The sequence below is a fragment of the Pseudoalteromonas sp. TB51 genome, assembly GCF_000498055.1.
Lineage (GTDB): Bacteria > Pseudomonadota > Gammaproteobacteria > Enterobacterales > Alteromonadaceae > Pseudoalteromonas > Pseudoalteromonas atlantica.
Genome location: NZ_AUTO01000109.1, coordinates 26,204 through 46,898, shown reverse-complemented (window position 1 = coordinate 46,898; position 20,695 = coordinate 26,204). Strand labels below are relative to the sequence as shown.

General features: G+C 42.0%; 22 protein-coding genes, 1 tRNA gene and 1 pseudogene. 7 read left to right on the top strand and 17 right to left on the bottom strand.

Going from position 1 to position 20,695, the window contains the following annotated elements; genetic code table 11:
• Positions 1 to 308, bottom strand: a 308-nt coding sequence (locus tag L650_RS0105590; protein ID WP_128081044.1) for an LptF/LptG family permease, incomplete at its 3' end; no start/stop codon positions are given.
• Entirely contained in the window at positions 305 to 1,417 is a 1,113-nt protein-coding gene (gene lptF / locus L650_RS0105585) for an LPS export ABC transporter permease LptF (protein WP_024031637.1), read from the bottom strand. The genes L650_RS0105590 and lptF, both read right to left, overlap by 4 nt.
• 308 nt (positions 1,418 to 1,725) lie before the next feature.
• Here lptF and pepA point away from each other — a divergent pair, with 308 nt between their 5' ends.
• From pepA to L650_RS0105570, 3 genes and pseudogenes are all read left to right on the top strand, one after another.
• The gene (pepA, locus tag L650_RS0105580) at positions 1,726 to 3,237 is read left to right on the top strand and encodes a leucyl aminopeptidase (protein WP_029772475.1); all 1,512 of its coding nucleotides are present in this window, start codon (positions 1,726 to 1,728) and stop codon (positions 3,235 to 3,237) included.
• A gap of 269 nt (positions 3,238 to 3,506) precedes the next feature.
• A complete protein-coding gene (locus L650_RS0105575; protein ID WP_029772474.1) occupies positions 3,507 to 3,953 on the top strand; it encodes a DNA polymerase III subunit chi in 447 nt (148 codons plus the stop codon).
• Between the two features lie 55 nt (positions 3,954 to 4,008).
• A pseudogene (locus L650_RS0105570) lies at positions 4,009 to 6,845 on the top strand (valine--tRNA ligase).
• 105 nt (positions 6,846 to 6,950) lie between these two features.
• Here the strand turns inward: L650_RS0105570 and L650_RS0105565 are convergent.
• Positions 6,951 to 8,219, bottom strand: a complete 1,269-nt coding sequence (locus L650_RS0105565; protein WP_029772473.1) for an outer membrane protein transport protein — start codon at positions 8,217 to 8,219, stop codon at positions 6,951 to 6,953.
• A gap of 281 nt (positions 8,220 to 8,500) precedes the next feature.
• On the opposite strand from L650_RS0105565, the gene L650_RS0105560 reads away from it, so the two are divergent.
• Positions 8,501 to 8,824 (top strand): hypothetical protein, encoded by a 324-nt coding sequence (locus L650_RS0105560; RefSeq protein WP_029772472.1) that lies wholly within the window; start codon positions 8,501 to 8,503, stop codon positions 8,822 to 8,824.
• Here L650_RS0105560 and L650_RS0105555 read toward each other — a convergent pair.
• Both L650_RS0105555 and L650_RS0105550 read right to left on the bottom strand, forming a co-directional pair.
• A complete protein-coding gene (locus tag L650_RS0105555) occupies positions 8,784 to 10,010 on the bottom strand; it encodes an HD-GYP domain-containing protein (protein ID WP_029772471.1) in 1,227 nt (408 codons plus the stop codon). The genes L650_RS0105560 and L650_RS0105555 overlap by 41 nt on opposite strands.
• Before the next feature lie 151 nt (positions 10,011 to 10,161).
• A tRNA-Arg gene (locus tag L650_RS0105550) sits at positions 10,162 to 10,236 on the bottom strand.
• A 234-nt stretch (positions 10,237 to 10,470) separates the two neighbouring features.
• Between L650_RS0105550 and L650_RS0105545 the strand changes: the two genes are divergently transcribed.
• Positions 10,471 to 10,653 carry a hypothetical protein gene (locus L650_RS0105545; protein WP_024031630.1) on the top strand — a complete coding sequence of 61 codons (183 nt, stop codon included), beginning with the start codon at positions 10,471 to 10,473 and terminating at the stop codon, positions 10,651 to 10,653.
• Here the strand turns inward: L650_RS0105545 and L650_RS0105540 are convergent.
• From L650_RS0105540 to L650_RS0105530, 3 genes are read right to left on the bottom strand one after another with little or no spacing between them, the layout of a single operon-like run.
• Positions 10,650 to 11,456, bottom strand: a complete 807-nt coding sequence (locus tag L650_RS0105540; protein ID WP_029772470.1) for a phosphotransferase — start codon at positions 11,454 to 11,456, stop codon at positions 10,650 to 10,652. The genes L650_RS0105545 and L650_RS0105540 overlap by 4 nt on opposite strands.
• A 3-nt stretch (positions 11,457 to 11,459) precedes the next feature.
• Complete coding sequence (gene pnuC, locus L650_RS0105535; protein ID WP_004588465.1) at positions 11,460 to 12,077, bottom strand: nicotinamide riboside transporter PnuC; 618 nt, start codon at positions 12,075 to 12,077, stop codon at positions 11,460 to 11,462.
• Between the two features lie 41 nt (positions 12,078 to 12,118).
• On the bottom strand, positions 12,119 to 12,370 hold the full coding sequence (locus tag L650_RS0105530; protein ID WP_004588464.1) for a hypothetical protein: 252 nt from the start codon (positions 12,368 to 12,370) through the stop codon (positions 12,119 to 12,121).
• Positions 12,371 to 12,468: 98 nt separating this feature from the next.
• Between L650_RS0105530 and L650_RS0105525 the strand changes: the two genes are divergently transcribed.
• On the top strand, positions 12,469 to 12,708 hold the full coding sequence (locus L650_RS0105525) for a DUF2960 domain-containing protein (RefSeq protein WP_004588463.1): 240 nt from the start codon (positions 12,469 to 12,471) through the stop codon (positions 12,706 to 12,708).
• A 14-nt stretch (positions 12,709 to 12,722) separates the two neighbouring features.
• Here L650_RS0105525 and alr read toward each other — a convergent pair whose 3' ends face one another.
• From alr to rpsF, 9 genes are all read right to left on the bottom strand, one after another.
• Entirely contained in the window at positions 12,723 to 13,802 is a 1,080-nt protein-coding gene (alr, locus tag L650_RS0105520; RefSeq protein ID WP_029772469.1) for an alanine racemase, read from the bottom strand.
• Complete coding sequence (gene dnaB, locus L650_RS0105515; RefSeq protein WP_004588461.1) at positions 13,802 to 15,181, bottom strand: replicative DNA helicase; 1,380 nt, start codon at positions 15,179 to 15,181, stop codon at positions 13,802 to 13,804. The genes alr and dnaB overlap by 1 nt, the downstream gene beginning before the upstream one ends.
• A 113-nt stretch (positions 15,182 to 15,294) precedes the next feature.
• Positions 15,295 to 16,233 carry a DUF4097 family beta strand repeat-containing protein gene (locus L650_RS0105510; protein ID WP_029772468.1) on the bottom strand — a complete coding sequence of 313 codons (939 nt, stop codon included), beginning with the start codon at positions 16,231 to 16,233 and terminating at the stop codon, positions 15,295 to 15,297.
• Between the two features lie 9 nt (positions 16,234 to 16,242).
• Positions 16,243 to 16,719: a hypothetical protein gene (locus L650_RS0105505; protein ID WP_004588459.1), complete on the bottom strand. Its 477-nt coding sequence runs from the start codon at positions 16,717 to 16,719 to the stop codon at positions 16,243 to 16,245.
• On the bottom strand, positions 16,712 to 17,260 hold the full coding sequence (locus L650_RS0105500; protein WP_004588458.1) for an RNA polymerase sigma factor: 549 nt from the start codon (positions 17,258 to 17,260) through the stop codon (positions 16,712 to 16,714). The genes L650_RS0105505 and L650_RS0105500 overlap by 8 nt, the downstream gene beginning before the upstream one ends.
• Before the next feature lie 210 nt (positions 17,261 to 17,470).
• Complete coding sequence (rplI, locus tag L650_RS0105495; RefSeq protein WP_004588457.1) at positions 17,471 to 17,923, bottom strand: 50S ribosomal protein L9; 453 nt, start codon at positions 17,921 to 17,923, stop codon at positions 17,471 to 17,473.
• Between the two features lie 35 nt (positions 17,924 to 17,958).
• Complete coding sequence (gene rpsR, locus L650_RS0105490; protein WP_002962753.1) at positions 17,959 to 18,186, bottom strand: 30S ribosomal protein S18; 228 nt, start codon at positions 18,184 to 18,186, stop codon at positions 17,959 to 17,961.
• Between the two features lie 12 nt (positions 18,187 to 18,198).
• Positions 18,199 to 18,516 carry a primosomal replication protein N gene (gene priB / locus L650_RS0105485; protein WP_004588456.1) on the bottom strand — a complete coding sequence of 106 codons (318 nt, stop codon included), beginning with the start codon at positions 18,514 to 18,516 and terminating at the stop codon, positions 18,199 to 18,201.
• 43 nt (positions 18,517 to 18,559) lie between these two features.
• Complete coding sequence (gene rpsF / locus L650_RS0105480) at positions 18,560 to 18,901, bottom strand: 30S ribosomal protein S6 (protein ID WP_004588455.1); 342 nt, start codon at positions 18,899 to 18,901, stop codon at positions 18,560 to 18,562.
• A 445-nt stretch (positions 18,902 to 19,346) separates the two neighbouring features.
• On the opposite strand from rpsF, the gene L650_RS0105470 reads away from it, so the two are divergent.
• Positions 19,347 to 20,546: an alpha/beta hydrolase-fold protein gene (locus tag L650_RS0105470; protein ID WP_029772466.1), complete on the top strand. Its 1,200-nt coding sequence runs from the start codon at positions 19,347 to 19,349 to the stop codon at positions 20,544 to 20,546.
• Positions 20,547 to 20,695: the final 149 nt, after the last annotated feature.

Genomic DNA, 20,695 nt, shown 5'->3' with positions numbered 1-20,695 from the left:
GAGCCTATAATTTGCAAGCGCGACATACCCGCAGCTTGCATTACCACCAGCTCACTGTTTGAAGCCAATGCACCTAAGCCTGTTAAGCCACCAATAAGCGCGGCCATCGGGAAGAATATAACTAAATCGCCCGGCATACTGTAAAAGGTGTAAAGCGTTGCGGTCATTAAATCGTAACTGCCACGACCAACCGACTTTAGCTGATCAATAAACTTAATTAATGTACTAATCCCTACTAGCACCAACAAAGCAAATCCGGTGGTTTGTAAAATGCTGCGGCCTAAGTACCAATCGAGTGTTTTCATCATGCGCTTAACTCCCGTTTTGTTACAACGGCTTTAAGCCAGGCGCCCAATGGGCGACCTTTTATAATTAATAAACTACCTATAAATAAAGCGCTTAAGTGAATCCACCACAAACCAATTGAAGGCGGTATTTTGCCATCTTCTACGGCAAATTTTGCAGCATTGAGTAAGATAAAATAACCTAAGTACAAGCTAATGGCTGGCACTAATTTAGCAAACTTACCTTGGCGCGGATTAACCACACTTAGCGGTACTGCTATTAACGTTAGTAACGGAATAGAAAGCGGTATTGCAATACGCCACTGCCACTGGGCTATAGATTCAGAGGTATTGAGTGGCAATAGTTGATTAGTAGGTATTGCTTCTAATTTACGGCGCTGATGCTCTATTTCTTGCTCGCGTATTTGTACGCTGTAGCCATCAAACTGCGTTAAATTAAGGGCCGGTGTTTTGCCATCGGTTTCGTAGCGTTTGCCATCGGTTAGCACTAATTGTTGCTCGCCATTTATTGCCTCTACCACCACGCCTTGTTCGGCATACACTAAACGTGCAAGGTCATCTTTTTCGGTATCGGGCAGCTGCGCTACAAATACTTTGTTTAGCTCTTTACCACCGTTTTCAATGTTATGAATAAACACTACGGCTTTTTCATTACCGGTTTGTTGAAACCGCCCAGCCCTTAACGCAGATAAACCCGCATCGGCTTTGGCTTGCTCTTTTAATTGGTACTCTTGCTCACTCGCCCACGGCGCAAGGTACATGGTGAGAGAGGCGGCTAATATAGCCAAACCCACACTCGAAATTAAAGTAACGCGTACCACATACCACTCACTCACCCCACAGGCTTTAAGAACGGTCATTTCGCTGTCGGCGTAAATGCGGCTGTAGGCTAAAATAATCCCCAAAAATATACTCAATGGCAGGATCAGCGAAGCTAATTGCGGCAGTTTAAGCGCAATCATCGATAATACTAACTTGGCAGGAATGCTCCCTTCAGAAGCATCTCCTAAAATAACCACAAACTTTTGTGACACAAAAATGGTCATTAAAGTTAAAAATACGGCGACCTGCGATTTTAAAACCTCAGCGGTCAAATAACGAAAAATAAGCAATGCTCGCCCCTGTTAAACATAGAATTTCACTACAATAGTGATAATTTGATAATAAAGTAGCTATTTTACCCAGTTTTATCTGGTAAATAAGTCGTTATTATAAGCTAACAAAATTAATTATCCTACCTAAGTGCACGATATATTGTTGCATTAGTAGCCCTTAAACATATAAAGTTCAATTACACAGTAAGAGTCAGAAAAAATCAGCTAAAATTAAGATTATCCCTACATAAGTTACGTAGCGAAGACTAGATTTTATTTTTTTAGCCCCAATTAATAACGTATATGACTCACAACCAGGAGTAACAATGGAATTTAACGTAAAAAGTGGTAGCCCAGAAAAACAACGCAGCGCGTGTATTGTCGTTGGCGTTTACGAACCACGTAGGTTATCCCCCATTGGTGAACAACTCGATAAAATCAGCGATGGTTATATCTCAAATTTACTACGCCGTGGCGACCTAGAAGGTAAGCCGGGGCAAGTTTTATTATTGCATCATGTACCTAACGTTTTAAGCGAGCGCGTATTGCTTGTTGGCTGTGGTAAAGAGCGCGAGCTTGATGATAAGCAATATAAGCAAATAATTTCTAAAACAATTAATACCTTAAACGAAACCGGCTCAATGGAAGCGGTGTGCTTTTTAACAGAGCAACACGTTAAAGGTCGTGATACCTACTGGAAGGTTCGCCAAGCGGTAGAAACAACACAAGATTGCCTATACACATTTAACCAGCTAAAAAGCAAAAAAGTAGACCCTCGTCGTCCACTTCGTAAAATTGTGTTTAACGTACCAACGCGTCGCGAGCTGACCATTGGTGAAAGCGCTATTGAGCATGGTTTAGCCATTGCCGCAGGTAGTAAGCTATGTAAAGACGTAGCCAACATGCCACCTAATATTTGTAACCCTGCTTATTTAGGCGAACAAGCGCAAGAGCTGGCTAGTAATTTTGACAACATCACCGTTGATATTATTGGCGAAGAAAAGATGGCCGAACTAGGTATGAACTCGTACTTAGCAGTTGGTCGCGGCAGTGATAACGAATCGGTTATGTCGGTTATTAACTACAAAGGTGCAAGCGATGAGCAAGCGCCTATTGTGCTAGTAGGTAAAGGCTTAACGTTTGACTCAGGCGGTATTTCAATTAAGCCTGGCGAAGCCATGGATGAAATGAAATACGACATGGGCGGCGCAGCCGGTGTAATTGGCGCTATGCGCGCACTGGCACAAATGCAGCTACCAATTAACGTAATTGGTGTTTTAGCCGGCTGTGAAAACATGCCAAGCTCTAACGCGTATCGCCCTGGTGATATTTTAACAACAATGTCGGGGCAAACCGTTGAAGTGCTTAATACTGATGCCGAAGGCCGATTAGTATTATGTGACGCGTTAACTTACGTTGAGCGTTTTGACCCAGATACAGTAATTGACGTAGCAACACTAACAGGCGCATGTATTGTTGCCCTTGGTGCACATGCAACAGGTTTACTGTCAAACCACAACCCACTTGCGCATGATTTATTAAAAGCGTCTGAGCAAAGTGGCGACCGTGCATGGCAGTTACCGCTGTGGGATGACTATCAAGATCAACTCGATAGCCCATTTGCCGATTTTACAAACTTAGGTGGGCGCTCTGCTGGTACTATTACCGCAGCGTGTTTCTTATCTAAGTTTACTAAAAAGTATAACTGGGCTCACTTAGACGTAGCCGGTACCGCGTGGCGCAGTGGCGCTAAAAAAGGCGCAACAGGTCGCCCTGTTCCTATGCTTACTCAGTATTTATTAAACCGAGCGGGTGTAAGCGAAGCTACGCACGACTAATAACCTAATTAACCTGAGCCTTATTTAGAAAAGCCACTCAGCAGGTATTTTTAGCGCTAACAGCGTTAAATTTATTTGCCATAGGGCAAAAATATTTTAACCAGAGCTTAGGTTATTTAACTTGTATTAAGGCGCCATTTGGCGCCTTTTTTATTGCTGTAATTATCTGTGTATTAATTGAAGCAAACCCCGTTATATGGCAAAATCGGCCTCTTAATTTATGTGTATCAACTATGTGCACATTCAATGTCATGGGAAACCCCGATACAATGAACATGAATGCTCAATTTTTCGTTCTAAAGCAACAAGATGAATCTAAAGCGCAGGCTGATGATCATTTTGCTTTAGCAGCTCAAATTGCCGCAGAGCAGTATCGATTAGGGCATCGTGTATTTATTTTTGTAGATAACGAACACACCGCCTATGTCATTGACGAAACCATTTGGGCATTTGATCCCGACAGTTTTGTGCCGCATAACCTGCAAGGCGAAGGCCCTAAAGCCGGCGCACCAGTAGAAATAGGCACCACGCCTCCTGTTGGCAAACGTAACGTTTTAATTAACTTAGCTAATAACCTGCCTGATTTTATTAGGCGTTTTAGCCAAGTTTTTGATTTTGTACCAGTAGAGTCTGTAGCTAAACAAGCCGCTCGTGAGCGCTTTAAAAAGCTGCGCCAACTTGGTGCCAATATCAGCACGCAAGAGATTAATAGCTAGCCGTTTAGGATAAAGCTAACCAACTAATTTAAGTACTTATTTAAGGTTCTGTGTAATGGATAAAACCTACAATCCGCAAGATATTGAACAGTCGCTATACCAAGACTGGGAACAAAAAGGCTACTTTAAGCCATCTGGCCAAGGCGTACCGTATTCGATCATGATCCCGCCGCCAAATGTCACCGGTAGCTTGCACATGGGCCACGCCTTCCAAGATACAATAATGGATACCCTTACGCGTTTTAAGCGTATGCAAGGTAACAACACATTATGGCAAGTAGGTACTGACCACGCGGGTATTGCAACGCAAATGTTGGTTGAGCGTAAACTACACGCTGAAGAAGGTAAAACACGTCACGATTTAGGCCGCGAAGATTTTATTAATAAAATTTGGGAATGGAAAAACGAATCTGGCGGTACTATCACTAAGCAGCTTCGTCGTCTTGGCGCATCGGTTGATTGGGACCGTGAACGCTTTACGATGGACGATGGCTTATCTGAAGCGGTTAAAGAAGTCTTTGTACGCCTTCACAAAGAAAACCTAATTTACCGCGGTAAGCGCCTAGTAAACTGGGATCCAAAATTACACACAGCTATTTCAGACCTTGAAGTTGAAAACAAAGACAAACAAGGCCACATGTGGAATTTGCGCTACCCACTTGCTGATGGCGTTAAAACACAAGACGGCAAAGACTACATTATCGTAGCAACAACACGTCCAGAAACCATGCTAGGTGACTCAGGTGTGGCGGTTAATCCAGATGACGAACGCTACACAGATTTAATTGGTAAAGAGATTTTACTGCCTATCGTAAATCGTCGTATCACAATTGTTGCAGATGAACACGCTGATAAAGACAAAGGCACGGGTTGTGTAAAAATCACCCCTGCACACGACTTTAACGATAACGAAGTTGGCAAGCGTCATAAAATGCCAATGATCAATATTTTCGATAAAAACGCTGCTATTCTAAGCCAAGGTGAAACATACACCTTTGACGGTAAAGAACTTGAGTTTGATGCGCCAATTCCTGAGCGCTTACACGGCCTAGACCGTTTTGCTGCGCGTAAAGCGATTATCGCAGAATTTGAAGAACTTGGTTTACTTGAAAAAATCGAAGACCATGCGTTAACTGTACCTTACGGCGACCGCTCTGGTGTGATCATTGAGCCACTCCTTACCGACCAATGGTATGTACGTGTTGCGCCACTTGCAGAACCTGCAAAAGATGCCGTTAAAAATGGCGACATTCAGTTTGTGCCTAAACAGTACGAGAACATGTACTTCTCGTGGATGAACGACGTACAAGATTGGTGTATTTCACGCCAGCTTTGGTGGGGTCACCGTATTCCAGCTTGGTACGACAGCGAAGGCAACGTTTACGTTGGCCGCGATGAAGCTGAGGTACGCCGCGACAACAACATTGCCGATGATGTTACGCTAAGCCAAGACGAAGACGTACTTGATACCTGGTTCTCATCTGCGCTGTGGACGTTCTCAACGCAAGGTTGGCCAGAGAACACGGATGATTTAAAAACCTTCCACCCATCTGACGTGTTAGTAACGGGTTTTGATATTATTTTCTTCTGGGTTGCGCGTATGATAATGATGACGCTGCACTTTATAAAAGATGAAAATGGTAAGCCACAAGTGCCGTTTAAAACAGTGTATGTTACCGGCCTAATACGTGATGACAACGGCGATAAAATGTCTAAGTCAAAAGGTAACGTACTTGACCCACTAGATATGATTGACGGCATCGAGCTTGAAGATTTAGTACAAAAGCGTACTGGCAACATGATGCAGCCTAAACTTGCCGCTAAAATCGAAAAAGACACGCGCAAAGTATTTGCAAATGGTATTGAGGCACACGGTACCGATGCGCTTCGCTTTACCCTTGCAGCAATGGCATCAACCGGCCGTGATATCAACTGGGATATGAACCGCCTAGAAGGTTACCGTAACTTCTGTAATAAACTATGGAACGCAAGNACACAGAAGAGCAAGATTGTGGCTTCAACGATGCACAAAAAGAGTTCTCGTTAGCCGATCGTTGGATATTAGGTCAATTTGAAGCAACGGTTAAAACCTACACTGAGCACCTTGATAACTACCGCTTTGATTTAGCCGCTAACACGCTTTACGAATTCACTTGGAACCAGTTCTGTGATTGGTACTTAGAGCTGACTAAGCCGGTATTATTTAAAGGCAATGAAGCACAGCAACGTGGTACACGTAATACACTCATTACGGTACTAGAAAGCCTACTGCGCTTAATGCACCCAATGATGCCATACATTACCGAAACTATTTGGCAGCGCGTTGCACCACTTGCAGGGCTTGAAACTAAAGGTACCAGCATCATGGTACAGGGCTTCCCTGTTTATAATGAAGCAAACGTTGATGCCCAAGCTATGGACGACTTAGAGTGGGTTAAACAGTTTATTTTAGCAATTCGTGTTATTCGTGGTGAGATGGACATTAGCCCAAGTAAGCCACTTAACGTGTTACTAGCTAACGCATCAAGCGATGATGTGCGCCGTATTAACGAGAACGAGTCATTTATTGCCTCGCTTGCTAAACTTGAATCGTTCACCCTGCTTGAAAACAAAGACGATGCACCAGCGTGTGCAACATCCTATGTTGGCAACCTTGAAATTATGATCCCCATGGCGGGCTTAATTGATGTTGAAGCAGAGCTTGCACGTATTAACAAGCAACTCGAAAAAGCAGAAAAAGGCCTAGCCCAAGTGCAAAACAAGCTGGCTAACGAAAAGTTTGTAAATAACGCACCAGAAGCCGTACTTGCAAAAGAAAATGCTAAATTAGCTGAATTCACTGATGCTAAAACCAAGCTACTTGAGCAAAAAACTAAAATAGAAAGCTTATAATTTTAGTTGCCTGCTAAAGCAATTTAGCAGGCATTAAAAAAGCCGCTCACTGTTAAAGTGAGCGGCTTTTTTGTGCCCTGCGATTAACCACAAGGCACAGCTACATTAAAACTTGTAGTTGTACTGAGCGCCAACAAGTACAGCGTGACCTTTAGACTCGAAGCCCCACTCACTGCCTGACTCATCAGCTTCAGTAAATGTTTGTGTTTTACCACGAATAATACTTACACCTAAATCAACATTTGATTGCGTGTCGATAGTGTAGTTACCACCAAACGAGAACCAAAAACGGTCTGTATCAGGGATAGAGATAGATAGGTGAGTTTGCGATACTGGCGACTCATCAAACGCTACACCTGCACGAAGTAATAAGTCTTCGTTGTATTGGTAATCTGTACCGATAGAGTAACGAAACGCATCGTCAAACTGCTCTTGTTTTTCAAAAGCAACAAACTTATCGCCTGTTGGTGCAGTTACTTGCGCTTCTAGTGACTCAAAGCTGCTCCAACCTGTCCATAATACGCTGTAGTGTAAGCCAAGTTTTTCATCTAACTGGTGAGAACCAGAAAACTCAGCAATAGCTGGTAACGTTAGCTCTACAGAACCCGGTAGTTGTGCACCACCAGTGCCGCCTACAGCCACTGGTAAGTCATTTGAGAAATCACCTTCAAATGTGATGTCTGTTTCGCTGCGGTAGTTAAAACCAAAACGGCTATTTTCGTCTAGTTGGTACATTAAACCAACGTTTAAACCTAGGCCAGTGTCGTCACCTTGAAGGTTTACTGCATCAGCACCAAAATCAAAGCCACTTGTATTAGCGCCTACTTTACGGATTACGGTTGCATCTGCATAAATGTAGTTTAAGCCAATACCAAAGCTAAATTGCTCAGTTACTTTATAAGCAACGCTTGCATTAAGGTTAACGGTGAAAATTTCTGTCTCGCCTGCAATTTGGCCCGCTACGTAGTCATCGTTAAACTCTGTAGATAAACCAAAGTTAGAAAACGCGCCAAAACCTAGTGATACTTTATCGTTATACGGCATAGTAAAGTAAGCGGCAGGTACCACTGCGCTTGGTGCTATGCTGTCATCATCTAGGGCACTTGGATCAATACCGTTATTGGTTTGCGTCCCTTCTAAGCTCACATCTGGAATTACACCAATAGCAGCAACACTAAGTTGCTTATCTTTAAATAAAGTCATTAATGCAGGGTTGCGAGCAACAACAGACGCATCATCTGCGATAGATGCTTCACCTGCGTATGCACGGCCTAAACCTGACGCGTTTTGCTCTGCTAATTGAAACGCGGCTGCAAAACTATCAGCCGAAACAAATGCAAGCGAAGCTGCAATAAGAGTTTTAGAAAATTTCATTGTTGTGTCCTTAACCAAACAAGCGTTTGGGTATCTATGTGTTGTTATTAGGATTTTAAACTTGGCTACACTACCTTAATTTTTTATAAAAAACTGTAACAAAGCGACAAAAAACACCAAAAAACACGTTTTTTAACTACATTTTAACAACTATTTAAAACTCATCGGAGCAGAAATGTGTTATTAGAGCTTATACTCTAATTGTAATTAATTATCATTTAGATTGACTTGTAATTCCCTGCATTTTAAACTCATTACAAAATCACAAAGGAAGCAAATAGGTGATCATTTTACTTATTATTGCAGGGCTCATTTTTTGTGGCGCCAGTGTGTTTTGTTTTTATAAAGCAAACTATTGTGCCTGCACACAAGCCGGCCAATGCGATAACCCCGTAAACCATTACTGGTTAGGGGCCATGCTAAATGCATTAGTGTCGTTAGCTTTTTGCTGTATTGCACTGCATGTACAGCAAGGAACATTATTATGGCTAACGTTAATGGCGAGTTGTTTTTTAGGCGCTTATATTTCTGCTAAACGCGAAAAACTTAAGCGCTGTAAAAAAGCTAATTCAACAAGTGCTCTTTTAACAAACGAGCCAAATTAATTTGATAGTCGAGTGGCTTGATACTCGACACTATTTTAATACTTTGATCAGGCTCATTTAAGTCTAAGTCTTTAGGGGTGACGTGGTGCCCGTGTTTAGCATTATAAAATAGCTTAACTTTAGGCTTGATGGGATTTGATTTATTGCCCTCGAGCACGAGAGCTAATCGCTCATTAGTTAATTTAACAATAGTGCCTACTGGGTGCACACCTAAACATTTAATAAAGTGCTGTACTAGCTCTGCATCAAATAGCTCTTTGTTAGCCAACAAATAACGCAGCGCATTAATGGGTTCATCCCCTTCTTGGTGGGGCCTATCGGCTGTTAGCGCATCGTACACATCAACAATCGCCATTATGCGCGCTGGGCGACTAAGCTTCTCAGCTGTAATACCACGCGGATAGCCTGAGCCATCTAATCGCTCATGGTGGTTAACTATCATGTCGAGTATTAGGGGGGTAATGCCTTTTTCACCTTTAACCAAGCCTAAACCTTGAGCCACATGGCGTTTAATAATATCCATTTCGCTGCTAGTGAGTTTACTTGGCCTAGAAATAATCCCCTGCGGGAGTTTAGCTTGCCCTAAGTCGTGAAGTAACGCGCCCATAGCAAGCTGCTGCACGGCTTCTTCTTTGTATCCTAAATATTTAGCAAACACGGCGGTGAAAATAGCGCAGTTAATCATGTGGCGCCAATTGTAGCTATGTTTGTCTTTTATGCGGGTTAAAATGGTCATTGCACTGGTATTTCTAAATACCGAGCTGACAATATCGTTAGCCATTTCATCAATCACCTTTAAATTAACCGACAACCCTGTGGTTACATCACCATACAAAGCTTGCAGCTTGCGATTATGCTGCTCAAAGTTGATGCTAGCTTTGGCAAATTCTTGCTCAAGGGTAATCGCAGGTTTTACCGCGGGTGGTTTTGTTTTACTGCTTGAAGTGGTGCTCTTTTGTGGGGGCGCACTCTTAGGTTTGTACTTATCGGGTATGGCGGCATCGCCTTTGGTAAAGTCGATAAGCAGCTCTAAAACGCCTTCGGTTACTAAGCGTTTTATAATTGCCTGGTTTCGCACTAAGCCACTGGTTTTTATTTTTATACTGTTGAGCCCTTCATGCTGTTTGGTAACACTGTCAACAAACATACCTGGGGTGAGCTCTGAAATGGGTAACGCGATGAGCATGGCAGAAGCGTTTTCTACAATTAAATATGCCTACTAAATAGCATTGTTTAACCCTAAAAGTCTACTTTTTGAGTTGAGGGCAATACCATATAACTATAAAGGACTACTAAAATAAAGGTAGACGTAAACAAGGAAAACAATAAAAAGCAAATGGCGCTCTTGCTAGGAATCGAACCTAGAACTTAGCCTCCGGAGGGCCACGTGATATCCATTTCACCACAAGAGCACATTTGTTGCTAAAACACTAACTCGCGATATCAATGCTTTAGCACTGGCAATAATAAAGAGATCTTTAAATAAATACCAGCATCATTGAGTTATATGCCTATAAATCAAACTGTTTTTGATAAAACACTTCACAACTTGCCAAAAACAAGCTATTTATTGGTATTCGATAAAAAAATAGTAACCGTTTGGCAACATGTTCTGAATGCTTACGGATTATATAGAGGATGTAATTATGAGTTTAATGTCGACTGAGCAAGTGGCTGAGTTTTTAGGTGTAAAAGCCGAGCGGGTAAAACGCCTTGCTCGTGAGAGCTTGCTTATTGCCAAGTCTGAAGATGAAAACGGTGAGCCCCAATTTGATGCTGACGAAGTAGCAAAGTACAAAGAGCTTGCCGCGCGTTTTGGCGGGCTTTAATCTTTTATCTCGTTTAATAACTTATTTAGCTGCGCGCGTAATGTGCTTGCCTTATTATTTATGTCGCGCTGCTCATACCACCCTATACACAACACCAAAAACACCACTTTAAAGTAACGTAGCTTGTCATAAGCGCAATAAAACTCACTGGGTATTGCTTGCTGGGCGCTATATTGCTCAAGCAAAGTGTGCTCTGCGTGCCCATTTAGCTCTAAGCTAACCGCAAGTGCCGCTAAATCAAAATACACGTCGTTTGTTTGCGCATATTCAAAGTCAATTAAATACATGCCTCTTGAATTTACTATTAGGTTATCTTTAACTAAATCGTTATGACAAAAGCCACTGCTGTAGGGCATATCACTAATGGCGCTTAGCGTATCTTCAATTAAGCGGCTGTGCTGTTGATATATGTTGCTATTAGCGTAATACACAAGCTCTTTTGCAATGTCCATTGGCTGTGTAGCTAGAGGGTAACTATGAACGCGTGCCAACTTTTCAACTAGGTCAATACTGTAATTATTAGTAGCGATATCACCACAAATATAGCGAAATGCAGCTCGCCTGTTAGCCTTATCGAGCCAAATGGGTTTAGGGCAAACGTTATGTTGGCTAAGTGCAGTTTGGGCTTGTAGCCCTATTTTAGGCCAATGCGATTTGTAGCATTTTAATAAGTAGTTTTGCTGTGCAGTTTTTATTAGGTAATTGTCGTTACTTAAACCATTCACTAATTTAGTGGTTTGTAGCACGTGCTCAGGTGCCACAAACTCACTACATAACGCGGCAATATTTGGATTACGGTGCATGCGTTATAATTGCGCTAATGGCTTAGCTTGGCTTTGCTCGTACTCTTCGTACCAGGTTTTAAATCCCCACGCGGCCATAATAGTGTAAAAAATAAATAGCGCGAGCGTTGGGTAATAGCCTTTTTCGTAATACAAATACATAGAGGCCGCATCAATAACAATCCAATACAGCCAGTTTTCGAGTACTTTTTTAGCAACTAAATACGTGGTTACCACCGCAAAACAGGTTGTAAAGCTATCTAGGTAGGCAAAATCGGCGTGGGTGTAGTTTTGCATTACATAGCCAATAATAATGGCCGCTAAGCTCGTAGCGCCTATAAGAATGGCGTGGCGTTGTGTAGACCATGAGGTAATACTAATATTATCTGCTTTGCCTTTGCGCCATACCATCCAGCCAAATACAGCCATGTACATGTAATAAAAATTGAGTAGCGACTCCATAAGCAGCGCGCCATTCCAGTACATTATGGTATAAATAAGCGTGCTAAAAAAAGCGGCAGGCCAGCACCATAGGCTTTCTTTTATTGCCAGTAATAAATAAGCAATAGACAACCCTACCGCAATATATTCCCAATGCGACATTGCTGTAAAACCACTTAAGGTTTGTGTTAAAAAATCCATGTGTGCGGTTACCGTTTTTAATACACGTTAAATAAAGGCGATTACTCTGGAGATAAATCGCCAGATAAAAACTTACAAACAAAAATAGCCTTACCAAACTCTTCGTACGAGCGTTTAATTTCAGTGTTTAGCACTTGCATTACTAAATCGTAATCGCCAAAAATTTGCGTAGAAAGCGTATTGGTGATCACTTTTAAGTTGTCGTATTCGTTTAAACGGTCAATAAAGCCCTTAATAAACGGGATGTAATCTTGATGAAGTGGGTATTTACTGATCTCTACTGATAATTTCATTTTAAACTCTACTTTTAATTATTTGATTTCAACAAATCGTTCAATGCCAGTTCAATACAGTGTAAAATTACACTCACACTCAATTAGCTGAGCTTATTATGGCACGCAGAATAACCTATACATTTAAAAACCAACCGCGCGAAATTAACTTCGCAAAAGACAAATACCACGACATGTATCAAGCTATTGCCGCTGCCGAAGGTATTGATTTAACTAACTACTTAAACATGGTACGCCAAATAGAAATGACCTCAAAAGGCTCTTCGGCTGTACGTAACTTTCGTGACCAAGAATTTGCCCGTATGGGCTTTAGTGATATTTACTTTATTAAAGAATAAATATCACTTATTAACTATCGCTGGTACTCGTAACTTACGCGCGGTGTAATATTACACAGTAATTCGTAAGGGATAGTATCAGCGCAGTGGGCTATTTCTTCAACCGGAAGCTCCGGCCCCCACATTGTAACGCTGTCGCCTACTTTAACATTGTGCTCGTTTTCGCCTATATCAATGCTTATCATATCCATAGACACACTGCCTACAATACCGTAACGCTGCCCTGCAATCATAACCGGTGTGCCTTCTTTGGCATGACGCGGATAGCCATCGCCATAACCCATAGCCACTACGGCTAATTGGGTTGGTTTATCACTTTGCCAACGGCCTCCGTACCCTACACGCGCGTGTGCGGCAACATCACGCACTGCAATCACCTTTGTGGTTAAACGCATGACCGGCTTTAAATTGTGTTCTTGCCCTGTGCAGTTTGCCATTGGCGACACCCCATAAAGCATAAGTCCTGGGCGTATCCAATCACCGTGTCCTGCTGGCCAAGCTATAATACCGGCCGAGTTTGATAAACAATGTGCTTGGTCTATGCCCTTTACAAGCGTATCAAATAAGCTAATTTGCTGTGCCGTTTTAGTATTGTGCGTATCATCGGCACACGAAAAATGGGTCATCAAATTAATGGTGCTTTTAGCATTGGGTGTGCGCTGCAAGCGGCTATAAAATGCGTCAAACCGCTCCGGTGCTATACCTAATCGGTGCATGCCGGTGTTTATTTTTAGCCAGCAAGTAATTGGCGCATCTAAGGTGGCATTTTCTATTGCTGCAAGCTGGTTTTCGTCGTGCACAATAGTTTGAAAATTATTAGCCAATAAAATAGGTAAGTCGGCTTTATTAAAAAAACCTTCAAGCAGTACTATTGGCTTTGTTAAACCACCGGCGCGCAGTGCGAGGGCTTCATCAATTCGGGCAACAGCAAAAGCATCAGCACTATTTAAGTGCTGGGCAATTTTTACTAAACCATGCCCATACGCATTGGCTTTTAATACCGCCATTATTTTGCTATTTGGCGCAAAACGTTTTACCTGCGATAAGTTATGCGCAAGGGCGGTTAGGTTAATTTCGGCAGTGGCTAGGCGCATTAGTATTCATCATCAACTGCTGGCCCCGCGTAATTATCAAAGCGAGAAAATTGCCCTTGGAAGGTTAAGCGCACTTTACCAATTGGGCCGTTACGCTGTTTACCTATGATAATTTCGGCGATGCCTTTTTCAGTGCTGTCTTCGTTGTATACCTCATCACGGTATATAAACATGATTAAATCGGCATCTTGCTCTATTGAACCTGATTCACGTAAATCTGAGTTAATTGGGCGTTTATCAGCACGTTGCTCTAGCGTACGGTTTAGCTGCGAAAGCGCAATAACCGGGCACTGTAACTCTTTAGCGAGCGCTTTTAATGAACGCGATATTTCGGCAATCTCTAAAGTACGATTATCTGATAAACTAGGTACGCGCATTAACTGAAGGTAATCGACCATGATCATACTAATACCACCGTGGTCGCGCGCTATACGTCTTGCACGTGAACGCACATCGGTAGGTGTAAGCCCCGATGCATCATCAACATACATTTTGCCTTTTTCCATCAACAGCCCCATGGTTGATGAAAGTCGCGCCCAATCGTCATCATCTAGCTGGCCAGTACGTACCTTAGTTTGGTTAATACGACCAAGTGATGCCAACATCCTCATCATAATTTGTTCAGAGGGCATCTCTAATGAGTAAATAAGCACAGGCTTGTCTTGCGTCATTGCGGCGTGCTCAGCAAGGTTCATCGCAAAGGTGGTTTTACCCATCGACGGACGTGCTGCAACAATAATTAAATCAGAAGGCTGCATACCTGCTGTCATTTTATCTAAATCAGCATACCCAGTGCTTACACCGGTTACACCGTCTTGCGGCGACTGGTATAGCTCTTCGATTTTATCGACGGTTTTTTCAAGAATGTTATGAATGCTTTGCGGGCCTTCGGTACTTTTTGTACGTTGCTCAGCAATTTTAAATACTTTACTCTCGGCAAAGTCTAATAAGTCGTGGCTGGTGCGCCCTTCTGGGTTAAAACCAGCTTCGGCTATTTCATTAGCTACGCCAATCATTTCGCGTACTACCGCGCGCTCACGCACAATATTGGCGTATGCATCGATATTCGCAGCACTTGGGGTGTTTTTAGCTATTTCGGCCAAATACGCAAAACCACCAATGCCTGCTAGTTGGTTATTTTTTTCAAGGCTTTCTGAAATTGTGATTAAATCTATCGGATCGCCCACTTCAGCAAGCGCGGTCATGGCTTCAAAAATAAGCTTATGGGTGCGGGTATAAAAGTCCTGCGCAACAACCAGCTCTGCTACGCGGTCAAAAGCTTGGTTATCAAGCATTAAGCCACCTAAAACAGATTGTTCAGCTTCTATTGAATGGGGAGGAACTTTAAGGGTATCGACTTGCTTATCTGGTTTGGCCATAACTTCACAGTACTAAAATTGAATGGCTCTATTCTATCGACTTGGCGGGGCTGTGCAAATAGCAAAGCAGGAAATCTTTTCCTGCTTTTTGTAATCATTAACGCTAATTAGCGTTATTTAGTTCGCAGCTCAATTCGCCCGCTTATAGTATCCATTTCAACACTTGCGCTGCCACCATTGGCACTAAACTCTAAATCACTAGAAGGGCCATATTTAGCTTTAGTAACTTTATCGCTGGTAACTTTATTAATAATTTTACCGTTGGCGTGCGCTTTAATCTCAAACTGAGCCGACACGCTTTGCGGGAAGTAAAAATCAGCATCACCACTTACCGACTCATAGCGAACATCAGCCCCTTTTAGCAACTCACTGATGTGTATTTCAGCTTCGCCGTTTACAGTATTAATACGTAAGCTTTTTATGCTCGATAATGTAAAATCGATATCGCCATTTACGTTTTCTAATCGTACGTCGTTTGCGGTTGTGCTTGATTTAATATCGCCATTTACGGCACTAAAACGCAGCTCGCCACTTGATTGCCTATCGTTAATTTCACCGTTTACGGTTTCAAATTGAATATTGCCGCTTAAGTTTTGTGCGTTTACATCGCCATTTACGGTGCTTAATTTAACAGTGCCGCTAATGTCATTTACCGTAATTTCACCATTAACAACATCAACCTCAGCGCCTTTTTTAAGTGTTTTTGCAGTCACTGACACATTTACGCCAGCAAATTCTAAGTGACTGCTTTTTGGCATAAATACTGTTAAGTTAGAGCCATCTCCATTGTTACCCCATCCCAAATTGCGTGGCATTTTTACTATAAATTCGGTTTTATCACCTGTCGTTTTAAGCTCAAACCCTTCTGCTTTGTCGTCAAGCTCGCCGGAGACTTTAAATTCGTTTTTATCCCAGCCGGTTATGTTTACATCGCCACGTTGGTTTTCAATAAAAATAGTGCCGCCGCTTGGCACCTCTATTTGCTTATCTATTTTTTCGCCCGCTAAAACGCTCAGTGGTAATAGGCTTAGCCCAAGTAAAATTGCTTTCATGTTATTCCCCTATATTTGCTGCCAACGCGGTGCATGCACCTTGTTAATTAAGTCGAGTTGTTGCTGGTAAACTTGCGCCAACATGGTCAGTAATGCCTGATTTTGTGGCTCGTTTTCAAGTGCCTGTTTAATTGCTTGCTCTGCTTCTTCAAGCTCTTGTAACTGTGCTTGCCAGTTATTAGTAAGTGCATCCTGGTTTTTGTACTGCACTAATAAACTTTGCTTTTGCGCTTTAAAGTAATCGCTCATAGCAACCACTTGGCTTGGCTCGTTATTGCTCATAAATATATTTATTGCTAATAACGCCGCTGCACTGCACGCAGCAATAGCGCTCAATTTAGGCCATAATGGCGCTTTAACAGCAGGTGGCTTAGCTGTAACTATGGCGTGCTCAATGCCCTGCCAAAGTGCTTTATTGGGCGCTATGTCTTTATTTAAATTGTTTAAAGACTCGTTTAAGTAGTCATCAAAATTTTGTTTACTCATACTCGTACCACTCTTGTAATAACTGCCTTGCACGATGATATTGCGACTTACTCGACCCCACTGCCATTCCCAATTGCTGGGCTATTTCTTCGTGGCGGTAGCCTTCAATGGCATATAAAACAAACACCATACGGGCGCGCTCTGGTAGGCGAACAATTAATTTATCTAACCCGTTTAATCCCTTACAGCTTTGCGCGCTTTGCTCATCCATACCGCTTTGTTCTATGCTCACAACTTTGTTTAACCAGCTTTTATGCTTGCGTACATAACTAATCGCAATGTTGCTTGCTACGCTATATAGCCAAGTAGAAAATTGTGAGCGCCCGTCAAACTGCGCTATTTTATGCCACACCTGCACAAACACTTCTTGAGCGGCATCTTCAGCGTGCGCTTCATCGGCCAATAAGCGCAAACATAAACCGTAAACACGCTTTATATGCAGCTCATATAATGCCTTATAAGCATTTTGATCCCCCGCTTTAACACGCTCAATGAGAGCAAGGTCGCATAGGGGCGTGTGCTCGGGTTTTGTGTGTAACATCCGTGATGTCGCCTTTTAATTATTTTTATTTAAAAACGTGTATTAATGAGTGTATTGATTACTAAGACGCAAAGACAGACAAGAAAGGTTTAAACTAATAATAAAAATAGTTAAATAATTTTATAAAGAGCTATTAGATGGGTATTAAAGAGGAATTTTAGATACAAAAAAGCCGCGCTAAAAGCACGGCTTTTTGGGCTTAATTAAAAATTAAGCTTCAGCAATAACGATTACTTTAATAGTAGCTGTTACGTCTGAGTGTACTGCGATTGCAACGTCGAATTCGCCAGTTTCACGGATAGTACCGTGAGGTAAACGAACTTCTGATTTAGCAACTTCAACACCAACAGCTGAGATAGCGTCAGCGATGTCACGAGTACCGATTGAACCGAATAGCTTACCTTCGTCACCAGCTTTAGATACTAAAGTAACTTCTGCTAATGCTTCTAGTTTGTCAGCGCGTGCTTGTGCTGCAGTTAACTGTTCAGCGATTTTCGCTTCTAAGTCTGCGCGACGAGCATCAAACGTTTCAATGTTTGCTTTAGTTGCAGGAACTGCCTTACCTTGCGGGAAAAGGAAGTTACGTGCGAAGCCAGATTTAACAACAACCTGGTCACCTAGGCCACCTAGGTTAGCGATCTTATCTAGTAGAATAACTTGCATGTTTCTACACCTTTTAAAAACTGTTAATCCGCTGCTTACTTATGTAAGTCAGTGTATGGAAGAAGGGCTAAGTAGCGAGCACGCTTAATAGCAGTTGCTAGCTGGCGCTGGTATTTAGCGCTAGTACCTGTAATACGGCTAGGTACGATTTTGCCACTTTCTGTAACATAGTTTCTAAGAGTAGCTAGATCTTTGTAATCGATTTGTTGTACGCCTTCCGCTTTAAAGCGGCAGAACTTACGACGTCTGAAATAACGTGCCATGAGATTAATTCCTCAAATAATTCTTTCTATATGCTGAGCATGCAAAACCAATTGGCTAAGGCCGTTACGACCTTCGTGGCGATTTAAAAAACCACTCACTTGCAATGCCTGCCCAACGTGCAAATGTTGAGTCTGTTGTTGCATTTGCTTACCACTGGCAACAACCTGAAGCCTAACGTAACTATTACGGTTAAGATCTGCTTCGGTTTGCATCGATTTATGTTCTACAACAAAAATACAATGCGGTATGCCTGCAGGGCTTTGGCTAAACTTGGGTGTTTTACAAACAACCCCCGATATAACCAGCTGATTCATATATGGGCTAACCATTACACTAACTGCTGACTACGTGCCATGCTAGGACTCAAAACAATTAAGCAGCTGGTGCTTCTTTCTTCTCTTCTCTTGCAAGAGGAGACGCTTCAGTTACTGCATTTTTAGTACGCATAACTAAGTTACGAAGCACTGCATCGTTGTAGCGGAAAGTAGTTTCTAGCTCGCTGATTACTTCAGTAGGTGCTTCAACGTTCATAAGAACATAATGAGCTTTGTGAAGCTTGTTGATTGGGTAAGCCAGTTGACGACGGCCCCAGTCTTCAAGACGGTGGATAGTACCACCAGCTTCAGTGATAGAACCAGTATAACGTTCGATCATACCAGATACTTGCTCACTCTGATCAGGGTGAACCATGAATACGATTTCGTAATGACGCATGGATATTCCTTACGGTTAATAGAGCCTTCTACCGTTTCGGCCGGTCGGTTTAAGGCAAGGAATTAATAGTGTAAAAGCCGAAATGAGCGCGCATTTTACGCTTAGATGGATAATTAAGCAAGCAGGTTTTTTAAGCTTTGATAGATAAGTGTTAAAGCTATCAGCTATCAGCTATCAGCTATCAGCTATCAGCTATCAGCTATCAGCTATCAGCTATCAGCTATCAGCTATCAGCTATCAGGGGGATATTACTATGCGTTCGCTTTATATCAACAAGCAGAATTACGATAAGTGCCTTGGGTTTGTGTGTAAACGTAAAGCTTGCTTGCGTAAAAAGCGCAGCTTTTAATTACTTACCCCCTCCATTTGCGCCTAAAATATAAACATTTACTCAAACCTAAAGCCGTGCAATTATTAAGCAACACATTATTTAATAAGGATATTTATGAAGCTCTTACTATCATTTGTATTTGCACTTACTTTTAGTACCTCTTTTTTAAGCCACGCAGACACTGCTACAGCCGACATAACCGTTGGTAAAAAAATCATTTTACAATCAAAAATACTTAACGAAGACAGGCCTATCAGAATTTTCATACCTGACACTGTAAAAGACGATCAGCCGCTTTATGTTATTTATTTACTAGATGGTGTTGAGCACTTTCATACGGCGTCAGGTGTTATAAAATCCTTAGTTGATTACGAACAAATACCTAATGCCATGCTTGTTGGTATTGATACAACTAACCGCGTGCGTGATTACTTACCTAAAGTAGATGGTGAGCCGAAAACTGAGTTTCAAACCTTTGTAAAAAATAAATGGCCTGATGCTGGGAAAACCGACAGCTTTTTAAAATTTGTGTCTGACGAGCTCATGCCCTACATAAATAGCAATTATCCAACTAACGGCTACAACACCTTAATTGGTCACTCTAACGCTGGTACATTAGCGCTTTACACTTTAGTTAATCAGCCTGAATTATTTAACAACTACATAGCTATAAGCCCAAATAGTTGGTGGAGTGACGAAGAGTTAAAAAATAATATTATTAAATACACTAAAAACCCTAAAGGCACTCAAGAGTTATTTATTAGTGTAGCGAGTGAAGGCGCACGTTTTTATACAGGCGCATTAAATACGTTAGTAAATTTAGAACAACAAATGCCCACACAGCTAAAATGGGAATATAAGTATTACCCTACTTTTACTCATATGGGCACTATACTGCCAGCCCTTAGCGATAGCCTAATTCACTTATTTAGTGACCTAATTTTTAAAGTGACTGACGAGCACGGAAAATTTGCCGATGTATCACTTATCACAGGTTACTACCAAGCACTGAGCGATAAGTACGGGTTTGAGCTTAAAATTCCACAAGATGTGTACGTAGAGTTTGCCCATAGCCAGCAAAAGTTTGATAACACTAAAAAAGCGATAACTACACTTAAACACTTTACTCGTGATTACCCTGATGCTGCTTACTCCCACATGCGATTGTCGCAAGGGTACACGGCTGACAAACAGTTTAAAGAGGCTGTTACCAGTATGAAACACGCACTAAAACTTGCTAAACAAAACTCGCGCGACCCACTGTTAATTGATGCACTACAAGATATGGTGAATGAAGCCCAAGCCAATTTGTAACTGATTTAACGCAAAGCGCTTTTTAACTAACGATAGTAATTACGCGCTACGCTCGTCGCGTCAGCAAGCTAAATGCCTACAGGTAAAATTAAGCTCAGTGTTAAACTTTGCATGTAGACGCAAAGCTTGCTCGCGTGAAAAGCGCAGCT

Coding starts and splice junctions, on each gene's coding strand:
- L650_RS0105530 (WP_004588464.1), bottom strand. CDS start 12,370: ATGAAATTATCAGTAGAGATCAGTAAATACCCACTTCATCAAGATTAC.
- L650_RS0105545 (WP_024031630.1), top strand. CDS start 10,471: ATGAGTTTAATGTCGACTGAGCAAGTGGCTGAGTTTTTAGGTGTAAAA.
- alr (WP_029772469.1), bottom strand. CDS start 13,802: ATGCGCCTAGCCACTGCCGAAATTAACCTAACCGCCCTTGCGCATAAC.
- L650_RS0105510 (WP_029772468.1), bottom strand. CDS start 16,233: ATGAAAGCAATTTTACTTGGGCTAAGCCTATTACCACTGAGCGTTTTA.
- L650_RS0105525 (WP_004588463.1), top strand. CDS start 12,469: ATGGCACGCAGAATAACCTATACATTTAAAAACCAACCGCGCGAAATT.
- rplI (WP_004588457.1), bottom strand. CDS start 17,923: ATGCAAGTTATTCTACTAGATAAGATCGCTAACCTAGGTGGCCTAGGT.
- priB (WP_004588456.1), bottom strand. CDS start 18,516: ATGGTTAGCCCATATATGAATCAGCTGGTTATATCGGGGGTTGTTTGT.
- L650_RS0105565 (WP_029772473.1), bottom strand. CDS start 8,219: ATGAAATTTTCTAAAACTCTTATTGCAGCTTCGCTTGCATTTGTTTCG.
- L650_RS0105575 (WP_029772474.1), top strand. CDS start 3,507: ATGAACATGAATGCTCAATTTTTCGTTCTAAAGCAACAAGATGAATCT.
- pnuC (WP_004588465.1), bottom strand. CDS start 12,077: ATGGATTTTTTAACACAAACCTTAAGTGGTTTTACAGCAATGTCGCAT.
- L650_RS0105555 (WP_029772471.1), bottom strand. CDS start 10,010: ATGCTCATCGCGTTACCCATTTCAGAGCTCACCCCAGGTATGTTTGTT.
- L650_RS0105470 (WP_029772466.1), top strand. CDS start 19,347: ATGAAGCTCTTACTATCATTTGTATTTGCACTTACTTTTAGTACCTCT.
- L650_RS0105540 (WP_029772470.1), bottom strand. CDS start 11,456: ATGCACCGTAATCCAAATATTGCCGCGTTATGTAGTGAGTTTGTGGCA.
- pepA (WP_029772475.1), top strand. CDS start 1,726: ATGGAATTTAACGTAAAAAGTGGTAGCCCAGAAAAACAACGCAGCGCG.
- rpsR (WP_002962753.1), bottom strand. CDS start 18,186: ATGGCACGTTATTTCAGACGTCGTAAGTTCTGCCGCTTTAAAGCGGAA.
- L650_RS0105505 (WP_004588459.1), bottom strand. CDS start 16,719: ATGAGTAAACAAAATTTTGATGACTACTTAAACGAGTCTTTAAACAAT.
- dnaB (WP_004588461.1), bottom strand. CDS start 15,181: ATGGCCAAACCAGATAAGCAAGTCGATACCCTTAAAGTTCCTCCCCAT.
- L650_RS0105500 (WP_004588458.1), bottom strand. CDS start 17,260: ATGTTACACACAAAACCCGAGCACACGCCCCTATGCGACCTTGCTCTC.
- rpsF (WP_004588455.1), bottom strand. CDS start 18,901: ATGCGTCATTACGAAATCGTATTCATGGTTCACCCTGATCAGAGTGAG.